The sequence below is a fragment of the Shimazuella kribbensis DSM 45090 genome, assembly GCF_000428065.1.
Lineage (GTDB): Bacteria > Bacillota > Bacilli > Thermoactinomycetales > Thermoactinomycetaceae > Shimazuella > Shimazuella kribbensis.
Genome location: NZ_ATZF01000013.1, coordinates 78,484 through 95,982 on the forward strand (window position 1 = coordinate 78,484; position 17,499 = coordinate 95,982).

A 17,499-nucleotide genomic window follows, 5' to 3' on the forward strand; every position below is an offset into this window, starting at 1 on the left:
GAAGATCATGGGTAGGAAAGTTGCCCTTGCCGTTCACGCAATTGGGGCCAGTTGTTCGATGTATTATGCCTCTCCCATCAAAGATATGGGGAGAGGGAACCGTGGCTGGAACTCAGGAGTGTACTGGATAAGTTTACTGATTGAGTTCCATGCGGCTGTTCTTTGGGACAGTCGCCCGGTATTATTTTCTATATTTTTTATTTCCTATTATTTGTAAGGAGATGATTGAATGTCTAAGCAAAAGAGTCATAGAGGATGGAGAGTATTGGGGTATGTATTGGTTGTCCTGACTGTCCTTTTTGCACTAGGAGCAATTCGGAATTTAGCTGGCGGATTTAGTGGTTCAGATCCAGCTGAAAATTTTGGGAAGATCATTGGCGCTATTCTTCTACCAGTCTTGGCAGGGTTGTCAGCCCGCTATTGTTTGCGTAGATCCCGCAGATAGTTGAAATCCACTACAAAAGTAGTGGATTTTGTTCTTCTAGATCCAATATTATTCATTTGACGTTGATCTTTACAACGGTTCCATTTGGGTATTTTCTCACTTTGTTGGAGAACCAAGATCCAGCACCACGGTTTTCTTTTGGCTTGATATAGCGAATATCTGCTCCTTTTCCACCTTCTTTGCACATAGCCATAGGAAATTCATCGCGGTCATACCCTTTTTTAGTTGGGACATTTGCCAATGAGTCATCGCGGTTTTGATCTGCTCCCTTTCGATCGATGGTACAAGTACTAGGCTTTCCCTTTCTTATGGCATCTTTGATGTGATCGGCTACTGATGGGTATTTATCTGACGGAAAATCAATAACGATAACGTTATCAATAGATGGGGTTTCCTTTTGTTTTTGAGCTGGTATTTCTTTTGGATTGGATAGGTTACAAGAAGATAAGATGGAAATAGTCAACAAGCAGCAAAAAGCCATTAGCCAATATAGGGTTTTCTTTCTGTACATCATAAATTCTCCTGTTAAGTTCATTTCGTATAGGGTGTCACAATTTGGTATCTGTTTTATAGTAGGAAGATTGTATTAAAATAATAGGATATGGAAGAGGAGGGGTAGTGGTGTTGCAGGAATATTTTCAGCAGATCAATGGAGAAACATGGTTGGTGGAAAACGATCGGAATAACCTAAAAGTAAGTTATCGTGTAAAAAAAGTTATCGCTTCCAAACAGTCTGATTATCAGCATGTCATGATTGTAGATACATATGATTTTGGTAAGATGTTGGTTTTAGATGGAGTAGTACAAACGACATCATTGGATGGTCATATTTATAACGAAATGATCACGCATGTTCCGCTATCTATCCATCCTGACCCAAAAAAAGTTCTCATTATTGGCGGCGGAGATTGCGGCGCAGCTCGAGAGGTTGCAAAGTATCCAAATATCGAAATCATCGACATGATTGAGATTGATGAGTTAGTAGTGAAGTGGAGCAAAGCTTATTTGCAAGATGTTTCAGGTGATTTATCTGATCCAAGAGTGAGGTTTTTATTCAAAGATGGATTGATTCATGTGAAAGAGTATCAAAACCATTATGATGTCGTCATTGTTGATTCGTCTGACCCTATTGGGCCAGCAGAACAGCTTTTTAGTCACGAGTTTTATGAAGATATATTCAAAGCGTTGAAATCAGATGGATTAATGGTTTGTCAAAGTCAATCACCTTTGTTTCATTCCGATATTATGGTACAGACTTATCGATATATTCGTGGTCTCTTTACTCATCATCAACTTTATACAGCTACCGTTCCAACCTATCCTGGCGGTTTTTGGAGCTTTACGCTTGGTTCCAAAAAGCACCATCACGTTTCCTTTGATCTTTTGCCTACCGATACCAAATATGTGAATAAAGAAATCGTGAATAGCTGTATGTTATTACCGGTATTTATTCAAAATAAGTTAAATTTGATTGATAATAAATAGCCTCTTCTACATTATACTAGCAATGCTATTCCATTCTCGTTATTTGTTTTGTCTATTTTCTATGTAAAAAAAGCAACCCTGAATTACATGGTTGCTTTTTGTGTTTTTATTTCATTAACCATCCAATTTCCAAAGCTTGCACCAATAATGTCCCAGTGGATGAATTTGTTGCTAATGGTATACCGTAGACATCACACAATCGAAGCAAAGCGCTGATGTCTGGTTCATGGGGCTGTGCTGTTAGTGGATCACGGAAGAAAAAAATAAGATCCAAGTCACCCATTGCAATCAACGAACCAAGCTGTTGATCCCCGCCAAGCGGCCCCGATTTTAATAGATGAATGTCTAGGTTAGTCGCTTCCATGATGCGTTTTCCAGTTGTTCCTGTAGCGTAAAGCGAGTATGGTTGAAAAACGGACTCATATTTCACCATAAACTCTACCATTTCCACTTTCTTTTTATCATGTGCTACCAATGCTATCTTCAATGTAATCCCCCATTTTGTGGTTATTATATTTGGATTAGGAGATGAGGAAAACGGAAAACTATATGGTTATTATATATGAACGTATGGGTAAATCGAATGTTTTTATTTGGTTGTTGGTGCATGGCATGCTTTTTTTAGTCTGAAAGAACAAACCCAATAGGGGGGGTATTTTTTATCCATTATCTGAAGCAGGTAATGGTAGCTTGCGACTAATTCTTAACTAGATGCCTTTTTCAGGCTTCTTTTTTGCGATAGATTGTTTTATAACATTTACTTAGTGAGTTGAAATCATCAAGAAAGAGAAGAGAACTATTAATATTTAATTATAATGTAATGGAGGTAGTTAATGAATATTCGAATTTTAATTATCGAAGATGATGTCGAAATAAACCAATTGGTTTCTAGATACTTGAATAAAGAGGGTTTTCATACACATTCGGTATATAACGGAAAAGATGCACTCGCATATATCTCCAAGCATGATTACCAACTCATCATTTTAGACTTGATGTTGCCTAAAGTGGACGGACAGGAGGTCTTGCGTAAAATTCGTAAAAAGAAAACTATCCCAGTGATTATTTTGTCCGCTAGAGATAGAGAAATAGATAAAATACTGGGATTAGGACTTGGAGCGGATGATTATATGACCAAACCATTTACGATAGGAGAACTAATCGCAAGGGTCAAAGCTCAGCTTCGTCGGCACATGAATTTTAATGCGGATACTACTAGAACAGAAGTTAAGGTTTTAAAGCATGGTGTTTTGGAACTCGATACGAGTACATATGAGGTCACCTTGAGTGGACAGAAAAAGCCTTTGACTGCCAAGGAGTTTGGTATTTTAAAACTATTTCTAGAAAATCCCACGCGTGTTTTTACTAAATCCCAGATATTCGAAGCCGTTTGGCAGGAAGATAGTATGACTGATAACAATACAGTTATGGTTCATATCAATAGACTCAGAGCGAAAATAGAGAAAGATGCATCTAATCCTGTTTATATTCAGACCGTGTGGGGATTCGGCTATAAACTAGGTGAGGGGAGTTAGTATGCTGATTATAATTCTTGTACTCCTATGCTTACTCCTGTTTCGCCACTTCCAATTAATTTGTGAAATAAAAAAGATAACCCAGATCACGAAGGGAATTCAGACAGGTAATCTTAATCTGCGTTATCGGCTACGCACATCTCAAAAGGACATAGAAGACTTGGGGGGAGAGTTAAATCGGCTAGTAGATTACTTCCAGAACGGTTTTGAACGGATCGCTTTTCTGGAGGAAGAGCGTAAACGGATGATTGCCAATATTTCACATGATTTACGTACTCCATTGACCTCTCTACTAGGATATATGGAGGCGTTAAAACATGATGCTACCTTGACAGTAGAGGAAAGAGAAGATTTTCTTCGTATCACCTCCGAAAAAGGAAATTCCTTGCTGGTACTATTACAAGACTTTTTTGAACTGGCAAAGTTGGAAGCGGATGATTTCGAATTGAATCTTGGAAAAGTCGACTTAGTAGAAATCGTACCCGAAGTTCTTCTTGGCTTTTATCCTGACTTTGTAAAGGCTGAAATTATACCTGTGATCAAAATCCCGGATGCACCTCTTTATGTCAAAGGAGATCAAGTCTGCTTGCGACGTATCTTAAACAATCTGCTGTCCAACGCTTTGTGCTATGGTCAAGATGGTAAGGAGATAGGAATCGCTCTTCGTGAGGAAGAAAGCCTTGTCTGGGTAGATGTTTGGGATAGGGGCAAGGGAATCCTAGCTAAAGACATATCTCATATTTTCGAGCGACTATATACCGGAGAGGCTTCGAGGAATACTTCCCTTCAAGGGACTGGCCTCGGATTGACCATTACGAAAAATCTGGTCGAAAAACAAGGTGGTCGAATTACGGTAACCAGTACTCCAAATGAGAAAACAGTTTTTTCTTTTTGTCTATCTAAGAGTTAGATCTCCTTGCAGAGTAGTTCGAGAAACTTTCCTTCGGATTTTTATATGGATATAAATTTAAGGACTTTGTAAGGGATTTTTATATGGGTTGTTAGGTCTCTCGTCTATAGTAGGCTTTGAAGGAAGTGATAACTTTGGATTATGTTTTACGAACATATCATTTAACAAAACGTTACAAGGATAAAGTGGTGGTTCATGATCTTAACATGAATATTAAAGCCGGAGACATCTACGGTTTTTTGGGGCAAAACGGTGCTGGTAAGACGACTACTCTGCGGATGCTCATGGGATTGATCCGACCATCGTCAGGAGAGATCGAGTTATTTGGAACAGGGCTAAATGGCAATAAGAACAAGGCACTGGAGCGCATTGGTGCGATTATTGAGTATCCGGGGTTTTATCTTAATCTGAGTGCGGTAGATAATTTAGGGATTCATCGTCGTCTTATGGGGATGGGCAATAAGGAATGCATGGATGAGGTTCTGACCACTGTCGGTCTGCATGATGCAAAACATCAAAAAGTGAAGAATTATTCCTTGGGGATGAAGCAGAGATTGGGAATTGCACGGGCTTTGCTTCACCGTCCAGAATTACTGATCTTGGATGAGCCTACCAATGGTTTGGATCCAGGGGGAATTAAGGAAATCCGGCAACTCTTCTTGGATCTTGCCAAGCAACGTGGCATAACTATTATCATTTCCAGTCATTTGTTAAACGAAATCGAACAGGTGGCTAACAGAGTCGGGATTATTCATCAGGGAAAGCTTCTGGAAGAAATAGACCACGAAACCTTGCAGAAAAGGACTAGACACTATCTTGAAATCAAAGTTACTGATGAGCAACGGGCGGCCTATGTATTGGAACAAAAGCTTGGAGTGACTGATTACTTTGTAACCGAACCTGGTATCTTGCGCCTTTACGAACATCTGGATCAGTCGACAAAGATCAATCTTACACTGACTAATAATGGTATTGGTGTAAAGGAGATTGCGCTTTCAGGGGATAACCTAGAAGACTATTTTCTCAAAATCACTGGAGGGGAATAATTTGTTTCGTGTTTTTCATGCTGAAATAATGAAACTCAGAAAAACAAAAATTTATTGGCTGGTTCTTTTGGGAGTATTACCAGCATGCCTTGTGAGCTCAATGGCTTTATTACCAAAAATATCTTCCGATGGGACTCCAATAGATTTGGATATGCAGGAAATGTTTTACCATCAAGGGATGGTGTTGTCCGTATTTGGACCTGCTTTGTTCGCTTTGATAACAGGATATGTGGTAGCACGTGAGTACCAGGAACGCACGATTAATCAATTATTCTCATATCCAACTTCGCGAACCATATTCCTCATAGCTAAACTATTGGTAGTATTGTCGCTCATTGTGATAACTGTTGCACTGCCATTTGTGTTTGCGATTGGTTCCACACTGCTAATCCGGCATACCCTAGATATTCCAGTATTATGGTTAGGTATGAAAATGAACATCATGATCTGTGTACTTTCGTTTGGCGCCATTCCCACTGCGGCGGCCTTAAGTATGGTAGGAAAGAGCATTATGCCCAATGCTGTTTTGGGGGTGATTGTCTCACTCTTCGCAGGAATCAGTGAAGCAAAACATAGTATGTCTAGCATCCTTTTTCCTTGGTTGACTCCTTATTGGCCTGTTCGTGATCTTGCCCAAGATATAGCTCAAAGCGGCCCGAATCCTTATGTAATACCTGCACTGACGATCCTGATATTAACTTTCATCATCTCTCTCATTTTTTGCATTGTATATTACAACCGGGCGGATGTACACAGTGGAACTTGATTTAATTAGGTTCTTTAAATAGAGGGATCAAGGATGTACGAATGTACTTTAAAAATAAATGAACGGAGGAATATTAATGAGAATATTTGAAATGGTTTTAATTGTGTCAAATTTATTTCCTTTATTTTTTCTAGGTTTTAAAAAGCAGTCAAAGATAGTTTGGTTAGTAGTTGCGGGTGTAAATACAGCTGTACTTTTTATTCATAGTATAGTTGAGGGATTGCGTTATCAGATGGCTTTTTCTTACGTTTTTGTCATTTTATTTATTGTGTATACTTTAGCAAAAACACACAAAAGATTTGTCGATGCCAAACTCCCGAAAGCACTAAAGGTTACCGTAATAAGCCTATCCCTGGTTTTTCTTGCGTGTACATCTTATCTGGCGTATGCCCTTCCTGTATTTACGATTCCAAAGCTAACAGGCAGCTATGATGTGGGCATGAAGTACTTCCAATTTGTTGATGAAAACCGTACTGAACCTTTCTTGTATAAATCGACTCAAAAACGAGAGCTGATGGTTAAAGTTTATTATCCTGCAAAGAAAGATGATTCCAAACCATTTTCTCCTTACTTTCACAATTCACACGAACTTATACGGTTGTTTACAATAAACCATAATATGCCTGATTTCATGTTTGACCATCTAAACCTAGTAAAAACGAATTCAAAAGAAAATCTACAGTTATCAGAAAAGCAACAAAATTACCCTGTGATTCTGTTTTCTCATGGAGCAGGAGATACAATGGAAGTTCAAACGTCCCTGAGCGAGAATTTGGCAAGCCACGGATATATTGTTGTGGTTATCGACCATACCTATGCATCAACAGGTACGGTTTTCCCTGATAGAGTTGTTTCACATAAAGATGCTACAACAGACTTCAAAACGCCCGAACCTGGGGAGATAATTACTCAAATCATGGCCGATGATTCTAATTATGTAATTAGAAAGTTAGATGAAATGAACGAAGGCAAGATTAGTTCTATTTTTAAAAGAAAGTTAAATCTTGATAAAATAGGTGCTATAGGTCATTCTGTTGGTGGTGCAGTAGCATATAATTTGGCAATCAATAATAGTAGGGTTAAGGCAGCAATTAATTTAGACGGTAGAGTTTTTATCACTCCTAAAAAGAACATGAAGGATATGGCGCCTTTTCTAATGCTGGCCAGTGATAAATTTCATATCCAAACGATTCAGAATCGAAAAAGCCTTTTAGAAAAGTTCGAAGATATGCCTGTTGAAGATCAAAAAATAATGGTTGATAGTTATGGAAGCGAGAAAGCATATAGGGAGGCTTACAATAAAGCACAACAAAACGTAATAGGACTTACTGAGGTACTTAAGGAGTCTGGGAATTTATATACAATTGAAGGTAGCGATCACATGAAATTCACAGATATTGGCCTTTTTATAGGTGACAGCAATTTACGCAAACTAATAGGTATAGCTGGGAAAACAGATCCGATAAAATGCCTTAAAATCACGAATTCTTTAACATTATCGTTTTTTGACCAACAGTTGAAGAGTGATACCAAAGATTCATTGGAATCCTTGGTTAAAAGGTATTCGGAACTGAAAAAAGTAGATTTGAAATAAGTAATAAATATAGCCCTCCAATATCTGAGGTATGATTTCACATTCTCTCTTCTTCGAGGGGACACTGGCTTAATTAAAATTTAACTATTTAGAAATATTAAAAAATAAAGCCGGACGAAACTCCCATGATAAATAGGATTTTAACAAACAATGGCACCAGCTATGATCCTAAACTATTTGAGATAAGAGCAAAATATGGTTTATGCGGAATACTTTCAAAAGGATATGAAGGAAAACGGATTTTCCTTTGTATCCTTATTTACGTTGTCTATTAACATAGAAGTAAATACTCGAGGGATCCAAAGTTTTTCCTTCCCGATCTTTGGTAATTTTATTTTTTTGCAATCTACTACCATAATTATGTATAGAAGTATATCTTAATTATATAAAAATAATACCAAATGGCTAATTTTAAGAAATTTGTATTGACGCAACGGCATAATTTTATTAGTCTTATAAAGGTTCAATGAATAAAAATACAACCCAAAGAAAGGATTGAACAACTTGGAAACTTATTTTCATTTGGAAACACATACAAACGACATCCAAAGAAGTATTTATCGTGAAGTGAAAAACATTCCAGCATCTGAATTGGAATCAACTACACCATCTGGTCATAAGCATAACGGCAGTAGACTAAAATGGACCAATTGGTTACGTGTTATTCCTTTTTTCAAATTCTAGTTTTTCCTTCTCGAGATTTATTCCCTCATCATCTTCGTTTGTCATCCTGTCGTTTGACTACCTAATTTTCCCGTTACAAACAGAAAAATAATCATACCGCTAGACAGTTTTTCCTTTAGGTGCAAACAAGTATAATATCGCACCTAAATAAAGCTGTCTTTTTTTCATTTTTATCTGAAAGCGATTTCTTTTATTCTCTATTTTTATTCTATCTGCGATGCTTTGTCAATTGTTTTTTATGATTTTAATTGAATTTGTATTTTTTTAATCGTATTTAGTCAAAGGATTGCTAGAGTATGAAGAAACATCTTTATTCCATATAAAAAATCGAAACTATGTTCCGTGTGATCGGATAACTACTGTTAATTTATATTGGAATTATTTTATTTTCAAGAAATAGAAGATGTACTATTTTTGAAAGTGTTTTTCAACTGAAGCTCGCAGTCTCAGATCTTATGCAGTTGCAAGGAAAAGTAACAATAACATTGGATAAAACTGCTTCAAATTCCTTGTCAGCAGTGACGAGACGGTTAAGATAATAAATTTAAATCTCATTACGATTGAGGTAACAACTAAAAGTAGCAAAGGAAAAACACATGAGATTACCTTTAACTTAAAAAAGTAAGGAATGATGAAAAGAAGCAGTGTGAAAATAGCCGCTCTGTTTCTTTTATTTGTTTTATCTTAGGTTTGTTTTTCCGTGATATACGTTTTTACATCTGGATCTTGATAGGATGCAAACTGATCCAGCAATCCCGCAGGGTCTGTATCCACTAATGTCATAGAATGGTACTTTTCCTGTAAAAACTGTTGATCTCTCATATGGTCAAAGAGGGAAATAAGCGGATCATAATAATGGTTACTATTCAATAGTCCAAATGGCTTTTGATGAAGTCCCAACTGAGCCCAAGAATAGACTTCAAAAAACTCTTCTAATGTTCCTGGTCCTCCCGGCAGAGCGACAAAGCCGTCAGAGAGTTCTGCCATCTTTGCTTTTCGTTCGTGCATAGAATCAACCATGATCAAGTCTGTTAAGTTTTTATATGCAATTTCTTTCTTCTCGAGGAAATAAGGGATAACTCCCGTAGCTTGTCCACCTGCTGTTAGGACTGCATCTGCAACAGCACCCATCACACCAACACTTGCGCCTCCATAGATGAGCATGATGTCTCTTTTGGCTAGTTCTCGACCAAGTTTTTGTGCATCCTCTTGATAAATAGGTGATGAGCCAAATCTTGATCCACAAAATACAGCTAACGATTTCATGTGTATCAACCTCCTAGAAGCTATCGTCAACTCTACTCTTTTATGGTATATGATTAGGCGATCTCGGACCAGAGTCGGAAAAGAAAATAGAACTTTAGCTCATTTCAGAATAATATCTTTTTCTTTAAGATGAATTTATCAAACGAAAACGAGGTTATATATATGAAAAAAGTTCTTATTTCTCCAACTTGCTTTTGAAGGGAAATTAGACTTGAATAAATCCGTTCAATACTATTTACCAGATCTACTCCCAGAAGATTATCCAGTGATCAAGGTTGGCCAACTACTCAATCATACAAGTGGTTTACCAAAACCAAAAATAAATGAAAGCTTTGAGTATCAATATGAACATCGCTTTGATGCGATGAAACCTGAAAATTATGTGAAATTAGCTGTGCAAAACCCAATTGAATTTACTCTAGGAACCAAACAACACTATGTAAATACGGGCTATTTTGTTGCGGGATTGCTCATCGAGAAAGTAACCAAAGATAGCTTTGCCAATCAAGTGAAAAAGCGAATAGCCCAACCATTGCAACTAGAAGATACCTATGTACCATCCATCTATGATCCTAAGATTCGTGGAGCCCATACACATGGTTATCAAAAAGTAATGGAAAATGGTGTTACCAAACTAGTAGACGTTACCGAATGGAGCCCTTCGTTAAATTTTGCTTCTGGAGATATGATTTCAACAGCTCCAGATATCGATAAGTTTTTCTCTTCACTACTAGCAGGTGACCTATTACCTGCCGATGTTCAAAAAAATCTATTTACAATCCCAACAAAGCAAGACGGTACACCAATTCCTAGCGTAGATGACAAAGGAAATGTACTTGGAAAAACAGACTATGCCGTGGGTTTGCGGAAATTCAAAATGGGCAATGTCATCATGTGGGGCAAAACTGGTGCCAAAGATGGCTACCTAAATGGAGTAGGTGGAACAGTTGATGGTCAACGTCAGATGGTATATACGATCAACTCCACTGATGCAAAGGGCTCAGAGCAATCTAAACTAAGTCAACAATTGATTGTATCAGGATTTTTGGGAGCTCAAACAAAATAAGATAGAGATGAAGCCTAGATATCAATGAATATCTGGGTTTTGTTGTATTTAGAATATATAGATATAAAAAATGAACATTTATGGTTTTATCTGATATAATAGTACTAGCCAAAAAGGCAGACTCAACACTCCATTGGAGGAGTACCGTGACCGAACAGCTTTCCATCCCGGCCCCCGACGTGTTTCTGAACGGTGGACTCATCCTTCGTGCAGGCGACTTCGAGCTCGTTCCGTACCACATGGATCTGGCTTACGACTTCCTCTTCGCTGTGGGATACGAGTCGGTCCAGGAGTACTTCCTGAACCGCGTCCTCAACTTCGAGAGCGCGAAGGCTCACATCCAGAAGGGAATCGACGAGTGCCTGGAAGGCAAGCGTCTCCCCTGGATGATCCGTCACGACGAACGCGTGATCGGAGCCATCTCCCTGACCGACATCGTGAAGCCGCACCGTCGCGGCAAGCCGGCATACGTCTTCATCGAACCCAAGCTTCAGCGTCAGGGCATCGCGCTGACCGCTGCACGAGCGGTGACCGAGTGGGCGTTCATGTCGGCCGGCTTCCACCGTCTGGAGGCAGATATCGCCGTGGACAACGGCGCATCCTTCCAGGCGGCCATGGAGCTGGGCTTCATCAACGAAGGTGTCCGACGGAAGCACATGTACTGCGGGGACGGGGTGTATCGTGACATGGCGAACTTCGCCATGCTGCGTGAGGACTACCTCGCGGCCGCGTAGGGTACGCTAACCCTCACCGGAGTGTCTCTCCATCTGATATCCAATTCAGGTGGGGAGGTACAAAGTTAATAAACTGAAAATTATGACTATCATAAGCTGACCCTATATGCTTACATCTCAATCTAGATCATAGATCTAGGTTTTTTACTTTTATTTATGAGTTTATTTGAAAGTGGTCTGTGTTTTTGTCTTAAATGATTTCTCCTAAGTAAATGATACACTATCTACTATAATTATACAATTCTTACTTTTATAGAATAATTTATTTTTTTCTGGGTTGACAACCTATTCTTACAATATGTTACAATATACCTAGGAATTACTTATTCTGTTTTGCGAGGCTAATGTCTTTGCAAGATATGCCACAATTGAATATGCGCTGGAGATAATAGTGATACTCCTATGCCCGAAATCGGGCTGTTTCGTATGCTTAACAGAAAAAACACCTTAGACCAGACACCCTCTTTCCCATTACTTTCCTGAAAGGATGAAGTGGATGGCATTGCTTCAGCGGTTTTCAACAACGACGAAAGGCGCGATGACTTTTACTGGTAATACGCTCGGATATGGCGAGTTAAATACCATCTACAATGACATTGGCGCTTTTCTAACCCTCGATGTTTCTCTGCAAGTACCTGGTTACCCTCTTGGAAGTACGCTCGATTGGAAAAAGAATTCTTCGATGGCTTATCTCAATCTCCTTACCGGCAGTGAAGTGTTATATGCAGAACTGATTTGGGGCGGATCGACCAAATCAGGAAAAGAAGATGTCACGAGTGAAATCAATTCTCCCGTTACGTTGATGGATTCATTAGGAGCATTTCAATCCATAACACCAGATCCTGCAACAGCCCAGCAGGTCACCCATGAATCACAAGTGTTTTATATCCGTTCTGCAGATATTACAGATATCGTGAAAAACAGTGGTGCTGGGTCTTATTTGGTCAGTGGTGTACCCGCAACGGTACTCCATCCAAGTAGAAGTAATGCTGCTGGTTGGACACTAGCAGTTATTTATAAAGATATCTCTCTAGCTCTACGCAATATGAACCTCTTTGTAGGTATTGCCTCGATCGACCGAACTGGCTTTGTCGATCAAACCATTTCTGGTTTTGCTACCCCCGATTCAAAACCATTCGCTGCACGTGCGTTATTGACAGCGATTGAAGGTGATAGTTTCATTCCCAAAGATCAGTTTTTATTTGGTCCTGATACAAGCAGTTTGCAAGTGATTTCTGGGCCGAATAATTTAGCAGATAATTTCTTCGCCTCTCAAATCAATGATGATAATGGAAATTTGGACACCAATGGGACAGCTGGTACAAACAATGTAACTCCTGGTCAAAAACAATCCGGCAATCGTTATGGCTGGGATATTACCAACGTTGATGTTTCTAGTGCGATGGACACATCTCAGACATCTGCAATTGCTCGTCTTGCTACCAAGGGAGATGGCTTTGTCTTATCTGGCCTCGGTCTGCAAATCGATGTAAACAGCCCAGATATACAGATGGAGAAAACGGTTGACAAAGATATTGCTGTTGTCGGAGATATTTTGACCTATACTATTTTGGTTTCTAACAATGGATTGGTAGAAGCGGAGAATGCCATTTTTACGGATAAATTGCCTGCAGGTGTCTCGTTTGTTCCCGGTAGTCTGCAAATAGATGGGATCGCTCAACCGACAGCAGACCCTACCAAAAGTGTATCTATTGGTTCCGTTTCGATTGAAGGACCAGTAGAAATCGTATTCCAAGTTGAAGTAACGTCTGTTCCCCCAAGTGGCAAAGTTCCTAACAAAGGAACACTAGATTATGAGTTTCATAGCGCTCCAAGTCTGCCTGTCAGCTATGGTTCCAATGAATCCAATGAAGTAGAGACCATCATCAAACGAGTACAAGTCGATGCTGTGAAAATGGAAGATAAATCCGTATACGACAAAGAAAATGAAGTTATCACATATACCGTCTTGGTATCCAATAACGGTGATGTTGATGTAAACAACATTTTGGTCAAAGATGTGATCCCTGTTGGTACAACACTGGTTCCTGGTAGTATTCAAGTGAACGGAACTGCGGTGGCTGGTGATCTTACATCTGGTATCCCTGTTGGTTCCCTAGCTCCAGATCAAAGCGTGGAAATCACTTTCCAAGTATCCGTGCTCGCTCCACTCCCACCTCAAGTAGATAATCAAGCAGAAGTGAATTACGACTATCAATTAAAACCTGGAAGTGAAGTAGTTTCCCAGACAGAATCAACCAATGTTATTACAGCAGTGATCCTAACAGAATGCCAGAAAGCACAAAATCAAATTTTTGAATCCGTGGCGCAACAAGAATTGGCATTAGCTAGATTGTTACAAGCTGAAAGTACGAAAGTAAAAACAGCAGTAGAGGCTTTTTCTGAAGGAAGAATAACCGCTAATCAACTAGCTAGAATCAATCAAAGTGCTGAGCGGGTCACTCGTAAAATTGCACAGCTGGAAAATGTCCTCAAACAAAAATTAGATGTTGCTAAGGAAATTTGTTGCTCGTGACGTGATGCAAAGCAAAAGGAGAGAAGCATGCCATTTTATCAACGCTTTACGAAAACGACAAATGGTCAATTGACGTTTACTGGTAATTCGTTGGGATACTCCGATGGTGGTAATGATATTGGAGCATTTATCACGATTGACACATCCAAGCAAGTGAGTGGATATCCAGCGGGAAGTACGATGAATTGGCAAGAAAATTCATCTTCGGCAGTATTGCGGATGGTTGATGATGCAGAAGTGCTCTATGCGGAACTGATGTGGGGTGGATCGACGAATTCCGATTCGGAAAATGTCGTAGGATCATTAAATTCTGCGGTTACTTTTACGACACCTACTGGTATTTTTACCATAAGCCCAGATCCATTGACAGCAAGAGAAGAACCAGCGGCTTATGGCCAAGTATTTTATAGTCGTTCAGCAAATGTGACCAGTTTGGTGCAAGCGGCTGGAGCAGGGGTTTATACGACAGGTGGAGTTCCCGGTACCGTTCGCCCGAAAACAGGAGCTACCAATGCTGCTGGATGGACATTAGCAGTTGCATATAAGCATCCAGGTCTGAAAATTCGGAATATGAATATTTATGCAGGATCTCAACTGATCGACAGGAATAATCCCCCTGTGGATGAGATTTTATCTGGGTTTATGACGCTAGAAGCAGGTGAAATCAAAGGTCGTGTGATGTTGACCGCGATGGAGGGTGATTCTGATATTCTAGGTGACCGTTTTGAGTTTGGTCCTGATACCTCATCGCTTTCCGTGATCGCAGGTCCCAACAATTCAGTAAGTAACTTTTTTGCAGCGCAAATTAATGATGACGATGGGTATTTGGATACAAGTGGAACAGCAGGTGTATTAAACCAACCAAGTGGTTCAGATGTTTTTGGCCGACGTTCAGGATGGGATATCACCAATGTGGATGTATCCAGTACATTACAAAATAGCCAAGGGCAAGCTGTTGTACGTATTGCTACAGCAGGAGATACGTATATGGTCAGTGGTTATGGTGTCCAGCTCGATGCCAACAGCCCGATCGTGAAAATGACAAAATCAGCGGATAAAGAAAAGGCGGTAGTAGGGGAGATCGTCACTTATACGCTAGAAGTCAAGAATGAAGGTTTTGTGCCTGCTACTAATATTATTTTTCAAGATTTCCTCGACCCAGAGTTAGAATATCTCCCTGATAGCTTGCGGGTTCGCGGCGTGTCATTTCCGGGGGAGGATATCGCAGCAGGGGTTAATGTCGGTACGATCGCTGTAGGTGAGACGATCATCATAACGTATCAAGCAAAAATTATTAAGGAACCACCAAGTAAAGTGGTTCACAACAAAGCTTCGATGACGTTTGATTTTCAGAGCAGACCTGATCTGCCTATCTCCACTGCGACAAGTGTAAGTAATGTACCAGGCGTTGAAGTAATTGAACCTCCTCTATGCGAAGAGAGCAAAAATGAGATTATCAAGACTGTAGCCGAAGCAGAAAAAGGTATCGCCCATATTATTCGTGCAGAGGCAGAAAAAGTTGAAATGGTCTCTCGGGCTTTCCAAGATGATGCTGTATTGATTCGTGATTTGATCGCAGTGAATGACAGCGTAGAACAGATGCTGGATGCAGTGATCGAATTAGAGGAGAAATTGATAAACAAATTATCAACCGTCAAAGGTGTTTGTGACTACTGTTAGGTGGGGAATATTCACAAACAAAATTGGATGTCGCTTAGAAAATTTGTTATTTGTAACGAAAATGGAGGCAAAGGAGGAAAAGCATGCCATTTTATCAACGGTTTACGAAAACGACAAATGGTCAGCTGACTTTTACTGGTAACACGTTGGGTTATGCTGATGGCAGTACAGATATCGGTGCTTTTATCACCGTTGATACCTCTAAACAGGTGAGTGGATATCCAGCAGGAAGTACGATGAATTGGCAAGAGAATTCATCTTCCGCAGTTTTGAGTATGGTTGATGATGCAGAAGTGCTTTATGCCGAGCTAATATGGGGTGGATCAACCAACTCCGATTCGGAAAATGTGATTGGATCGATCAATACACCTGTTACTTTTACGACTCCAACAGGTACTTTTACGGTAAGTCCAGATCCCCTCACCGCAAGAGAAGAACCAGCTAGTATGGGTCAAGTATTTTATGCTCGATCTGCCAATGTGACCAGCTACGTTCAAGCAGGTGGGGCAGGAGTTTATACAACAGGAGGAGTGCCAGGAACAGTTCGTCCAAAGTTAGGCGAAACGGATACGGTTGGTTGGACACTAGCGGTGGCTTACAAACATCCAAGTCTGAAGATTCGCAATATGAATATTTACGCCGGTTCCCAACTTATTAATCAGTTTAATCCTCCTACAGATGAGCATTTATACGGGTTTATGACGCTAGAGGCAGGTGAAGTAAAAGGACGCGTGATGTTAACCGCAATGGAAGGGAACTCCAATCTTCCTGGAGATCGATTTGAATTTGGACCAGATTTCTCTTCTCTGCAAGTCATCTCTGGACCAAACAATCCAGCAAGTAACTTCTTTGCATCACAAATAAATGATGACAATGGAAATCTGGATACGAGTGGAACAGCAGGTACATTAAACAAACCGATTGGTTCTGATGGATTTGGTGTTCGCTCCGGTTGGGATATCACCAATGTAGATGTGTCCCATACATTGCTAAATAGCCAAGGTCAAGCAGTTGTTCGAATTGCTACAGCACAAGATACGTATATGGTCAGTGGCTATGGTGTGCAGCTCGATGCCAACAGCCCGATAGTGAAGATGTATAAGTCAGCGGATAAAACCAAAGCAGTGGTTGGGGAGATTGTTACCTACACATTGGAAGTCAAAAACGAAGGTTTCGTTCCTGCTACCAATATTATCTTCCAAGATTTCCTCGATCCTGAGCTGGAGTATCTACCAGATAGTTTGCGGGTACGAGGGGTAGCTTTTCCAGGAGAAGATATTGCAGCAGGAGTAAATGTCGGTACGATCGCTGTCGGTGAGACGATCATCATTACTTATCAAGCGAAAATTATAAGAGAGCCGGAAAGTAAGGTTGTTCATAACAAAGCATCCATGACCTTTGATTTTCAGAGCAGACCTGATTTGCCGATTTCTACGGCGACCGTGATTAGTAATGTGCCGGGAATTGAAGTAATCGAACCTCCTCCATGTGATGAGAGCAAAAATGAGATCATTAAAACCGTTGCTGAAGCAGAAAAAGGCATTGCTCGCATCATTCGAGCAGAGGCAGAAAAAGTCGAAGCAGTATCTCGTTTCTTTCAAAATGATGCCGTTTTGATTCGCGATCTCATTGCAGTAAATGAAAGTGTAGAGCAGATGCTCGATGCAGTAATTGAGTTAGAGGAGAAATTGATAGACAAATTATCAACTGTGAAAGAAATTTGCGATTACTGCTAAACGAAATAAATGGGGA

At 39.9% G+C, this 17,499-nt stretch carries 16 protein-coding genes and 1 pseudogene; 14 read left to right on the plus strand and 3 right to left on the minus strand.

All coding sequences use genetic code 11. The annotated features are described in order from the left end of the window. The first annotated feature begins 7 nt into the window (after positions 1-7). Both A3GQ_RS0116480 and A3GQ_RS0116485 read left to right on the plus strand, forming a co-directional pair. Entirely contained in the window at positions 8-217 is a 210-nt protein-coding gene (locus A3GQ_RS0116480) for a hypothetical protein (protein WP_028778003.1), read from the plus strand. 12 nt (positions 218-229) lie between these two features. Next, positions 230-445 (plus strand): hypothetical protein, encoded by a 216-nt coding sequence (locus A3GQ_RS0116485; RefSeq protein WP_028778004.1) that lies wholly within the window; start codon positions 230-232, stop codon positions 443-445. Positions 446-497: 52 nt separating this feature from the next. Here A3GQ_RS0116485 and A3GQ_RS0116490 read toward each other — a convergent pair whose 3' ends face one another. Further along, the gene (locus A3GQ_RS0116490) at positions 498-956 is read right to left on the minus strand and encodes a NucA/NucB deoxyribonuclease domain-containing protein (protein WP_037465278.1); all 459 of its coding nucleotides are present in this window, start codon (positions 954-956) and stop codon (positions 498-500) included. A 110-nt stretch (positions 957-1,066) separates the two neighbouring features. Between A3GQ_RS0116490 and speE the strand changes: the two genes are divergently transcribed. Beyond that, the gene (gene speE / locus A3GQ_RS0116495) at positions 1,067-1,930 is read left to right on the plus strand and encodes a polyamine aminopropyltransferase (RefSeq protein ID WP_245596802.1); all 864 of its coding nucleotides are present in this window, start codon (positions 1,067-1,069) and stop codon (positions 1,928-1,930) included. 106 nt (positions 1,931-2,036) lie between these two features. Here speE and mgsA read toward each other — a convergent pair whose 3' ends face one another. After that, positions 2,037-2,417: a methylglyoxal synthase gene (mgsA, locus tag A3GQ_RS0116500; RefSeq protein WP_028778007.1), complete on the minus strand. Its 381-nt coding sequence runs from the start codon at positions 2,415-2,417 to the stop codon at positions 2,037-2,039. Between the two features lie 346 nt (positions 2,418-2,763). On the opposite strand from mgsA, the gene A3GQ_RS0116505 reads away from it, so the two are divergent. From A3GQ_RS0116505 to A3GQ_RS0116530, 6 genes are all read left to right on the plus strand, one after another. Further along, positions 2,764-3,465: a response regulator transcription factor gene (locus A3GQ_RS0116505; protein WP_028778008.1), complete on the plus strand. Its 702-nt coding sequence runs from the start codon at positions 2,764-2,766 to the stop codon at positions 3,463-3,465. Position 3,466: 1 nt separating this feature from the next. Next, positions 3,467-4,375: a sensor histidine kinase gene (locus A3GQ_RS0116510; protein ID WP_028778009.1), complete on the plus strand. Its 909-nt coding sequence runs from the start codon at positions 3,467-3,469 to the stop codon at positions 4,373-4,375. A 125-nt stretch (positions 4,376-4,500) separates the two neighbouring features. Then, positions 4,501-5,421, plus strand: coding sequence for an ABC transporter ATP-binding protein (locus tag A3GQ_RS0116515; RefSeq protein ID WP_425423386.1), 921 nt, complete (start codon positions 4,501-4,503; stop codon positions 5,419-5,421). Position 5,422: 1 nt separating this feature from the next. Next, complete coding sequence (locus tag A3GQ_RS0116520; RefSeq protein ID WP_028778011.1) at positions 5,423-6,187, plus strand: ABC transporter permease; 765 nt, start codon at positions 5,423-5,425, stop codon at positions 6,185-6,187. A gap of 76 nt (positions 6,188-6,263) precedes the next feature. Then, entirely contained in the window at positions 6,264-7,781 is a 1,518-nt protein-coding gene (locus tag A3GQ_RS0116525; protein WP_028778012.1) for an alpha/beta hydrolase family protein, read from the plus strand. A gap of 504 nt (positions 7,782-8,285) precedes the next feature. Beyond that, positions 8,286-8,465: a hypothetical protein gene (locus A3GQ_RS0116530; RefSeq protein ID WP_028778013.1), complete on the plus strand. Its 180-nt coding sequence runs from the start codon at positions 8,286-8,288 to the stop codon at positions 8,463-8,465. 684 nt (positions 8,466-9,149) lie between these two features. Here A3GQ_RS0116530 and A3GQ_RS0116535 read toward each other — a convergent pair. Continuing rightward, positions 9,150-9,731: an LOG family protein gene (locus A3GQ_RS0116535; RefSeq protein ID WP_028778014.1), complete on the minus strand. Its 582-nt coding sequence runs from the start codon at positions 9,729-9,731 to the stop codon at positions 9,150-9,152. Positions 9,732-9,921: 190 nt separating this feature from the next. Here A3GQ_RS0116535 and A3GQ_RS24660 point away from each other — a divergent pair. The 5 genes and pseudogenes from A3GQ_RS24660 to A3GQ_RS0116560 all read left to right on the plus strand — a co-directional run. After that, positions 9,922-10,797: pseudogene (locus tag A3GQ_RS24660) on the plus strand (serine hydrolase domain-containing protein); the annotation flags it as partial. Between the two features lie 146 nt (positions 10,798-10,943). Then, the gene (locus A3GQ_RS0116545) at positions 10,944-11,531 is read left to right on the plus strand and encodes a GNAT family N-acetyltransferase (protein WP_028778015.1); all 588 of its coding nucleotides are present in this window, start codon (positions 10,944-10,946) and stop codon (positions 11,529-11,531) included. A gap of 496 nt (positions 11,532-12,027) precedes the next feature. Further along, positions 12,028-14,067, plus strand: a complete 2,040-nt coding sequence (locus A3GQ_RS0116550) for an alpha-helical endospore appendage domain-containing protein (RefSeq protein ID WP_028778016.1) — start codon at positions 12,028-12,030, stop codon at positions 14,065-14,067. Positions 14,068-14,094: 27 nt separating this feature from the next. Then, complete coding sequence (locus A3GQ_RS0116555) at positions 14,095-15,747, plus strand: alpha-helical endospore appendage domain-containing protein (protein WP_028778017.1); 1,653 nt, start codon at positions 14,095-14,097, stop codon at positions 15,745-15,747. Between the two features lie 83 nt (positions 15,748-15,830). Further along, on the plus strand, positions 15,831-17,483 hold the full coding sequence (locus A3GQ_RS0116560) for an alpha-helical endospore appendage domain-containing protein (RefSeq protein WP_028778018.1): 1,653 nt from the start codon (positions 15,831-15,833) through the stop codon (positions 17,481-17,483). The last annotated feature ends 16 nt before the right edge of the window (positions 17,484-17,499 follow it).

Excerpts from the sequence above, each read along its gene's own strand:
- A3GQ_RS0116480 (WP_028778003.1), top strand. The coding sequence starts at position 8 with ATGGGTAGGAAAGTTGCCCTTGCCGTTCACGCAATTGGGGCCAGTTGT.
- A3GQ_RS0116485 (WP_028778004.1), top strand. The coding sequence starts at position 230 with ATGTCTAAGCAAAAGAGTCATAGAGGATGGAGAGTATTGGGGTATGTA.
- A3GQ_RS0116490 (WP_037465278.1), bottom strand. The coding sequence starts at position 956 with ATGTACAGAAAGAAAACCCTATATTGGCTAATGGCTTTTTGCTGCTTG.
- A3GQ_RS0116505 (WP_028778008.1), top strand. The coding sequence starts at position 2,764 with ATGAATATTCGAATTTTAATTATCGAAGATGATGTCGAAATAAACCAA.
- A3GQ_RS0116510 (WP_028778009.1), top strand. The coding sequence starts at position 3,467 with ATGCTGATTATAATTCTTGTACTCCTATGCTTACTCCTGTTTCGCCAC.
- A3GQ_RS0116525 (WP_028778012.1), top strand. The coding sequence starts at position 6,264 with ATGAGAATATTTGAAATGGTTTTAATTGTGTCAAATTTATTTCCTTTA.
- A3GQ_RS0116535 (WP_028778014.1), bottom strand. The coding sequence starts at position 9,731 with ATGAAATCGTTAGCTGTATTTTGTGGATCAAGATTTGGCTCATCACCT.
- A3GQ_RS0116550 (WP_028778016.1), top strand. The coding sequence starts at position 12,028 with ATGGCATTGCTTCAGCGGTTTTCAACAACGACGAAAGGCGCGATGACT.
- A3GQ_RS0116555 (WP_028778017.1), top strand. The coding sequence starts at position 14,095 with ATGCCATTTTATCAACGCTTTACGAAAACGACAAATGGTCAATTGACG.
- A3GQ_RS0116560 (WP_028778018.1), top strand. The coding sequence starts at position 15,831 with ATGCCATTTTATCAACGGTTTACGAAAACGACAAATGGTCAGCTGACT.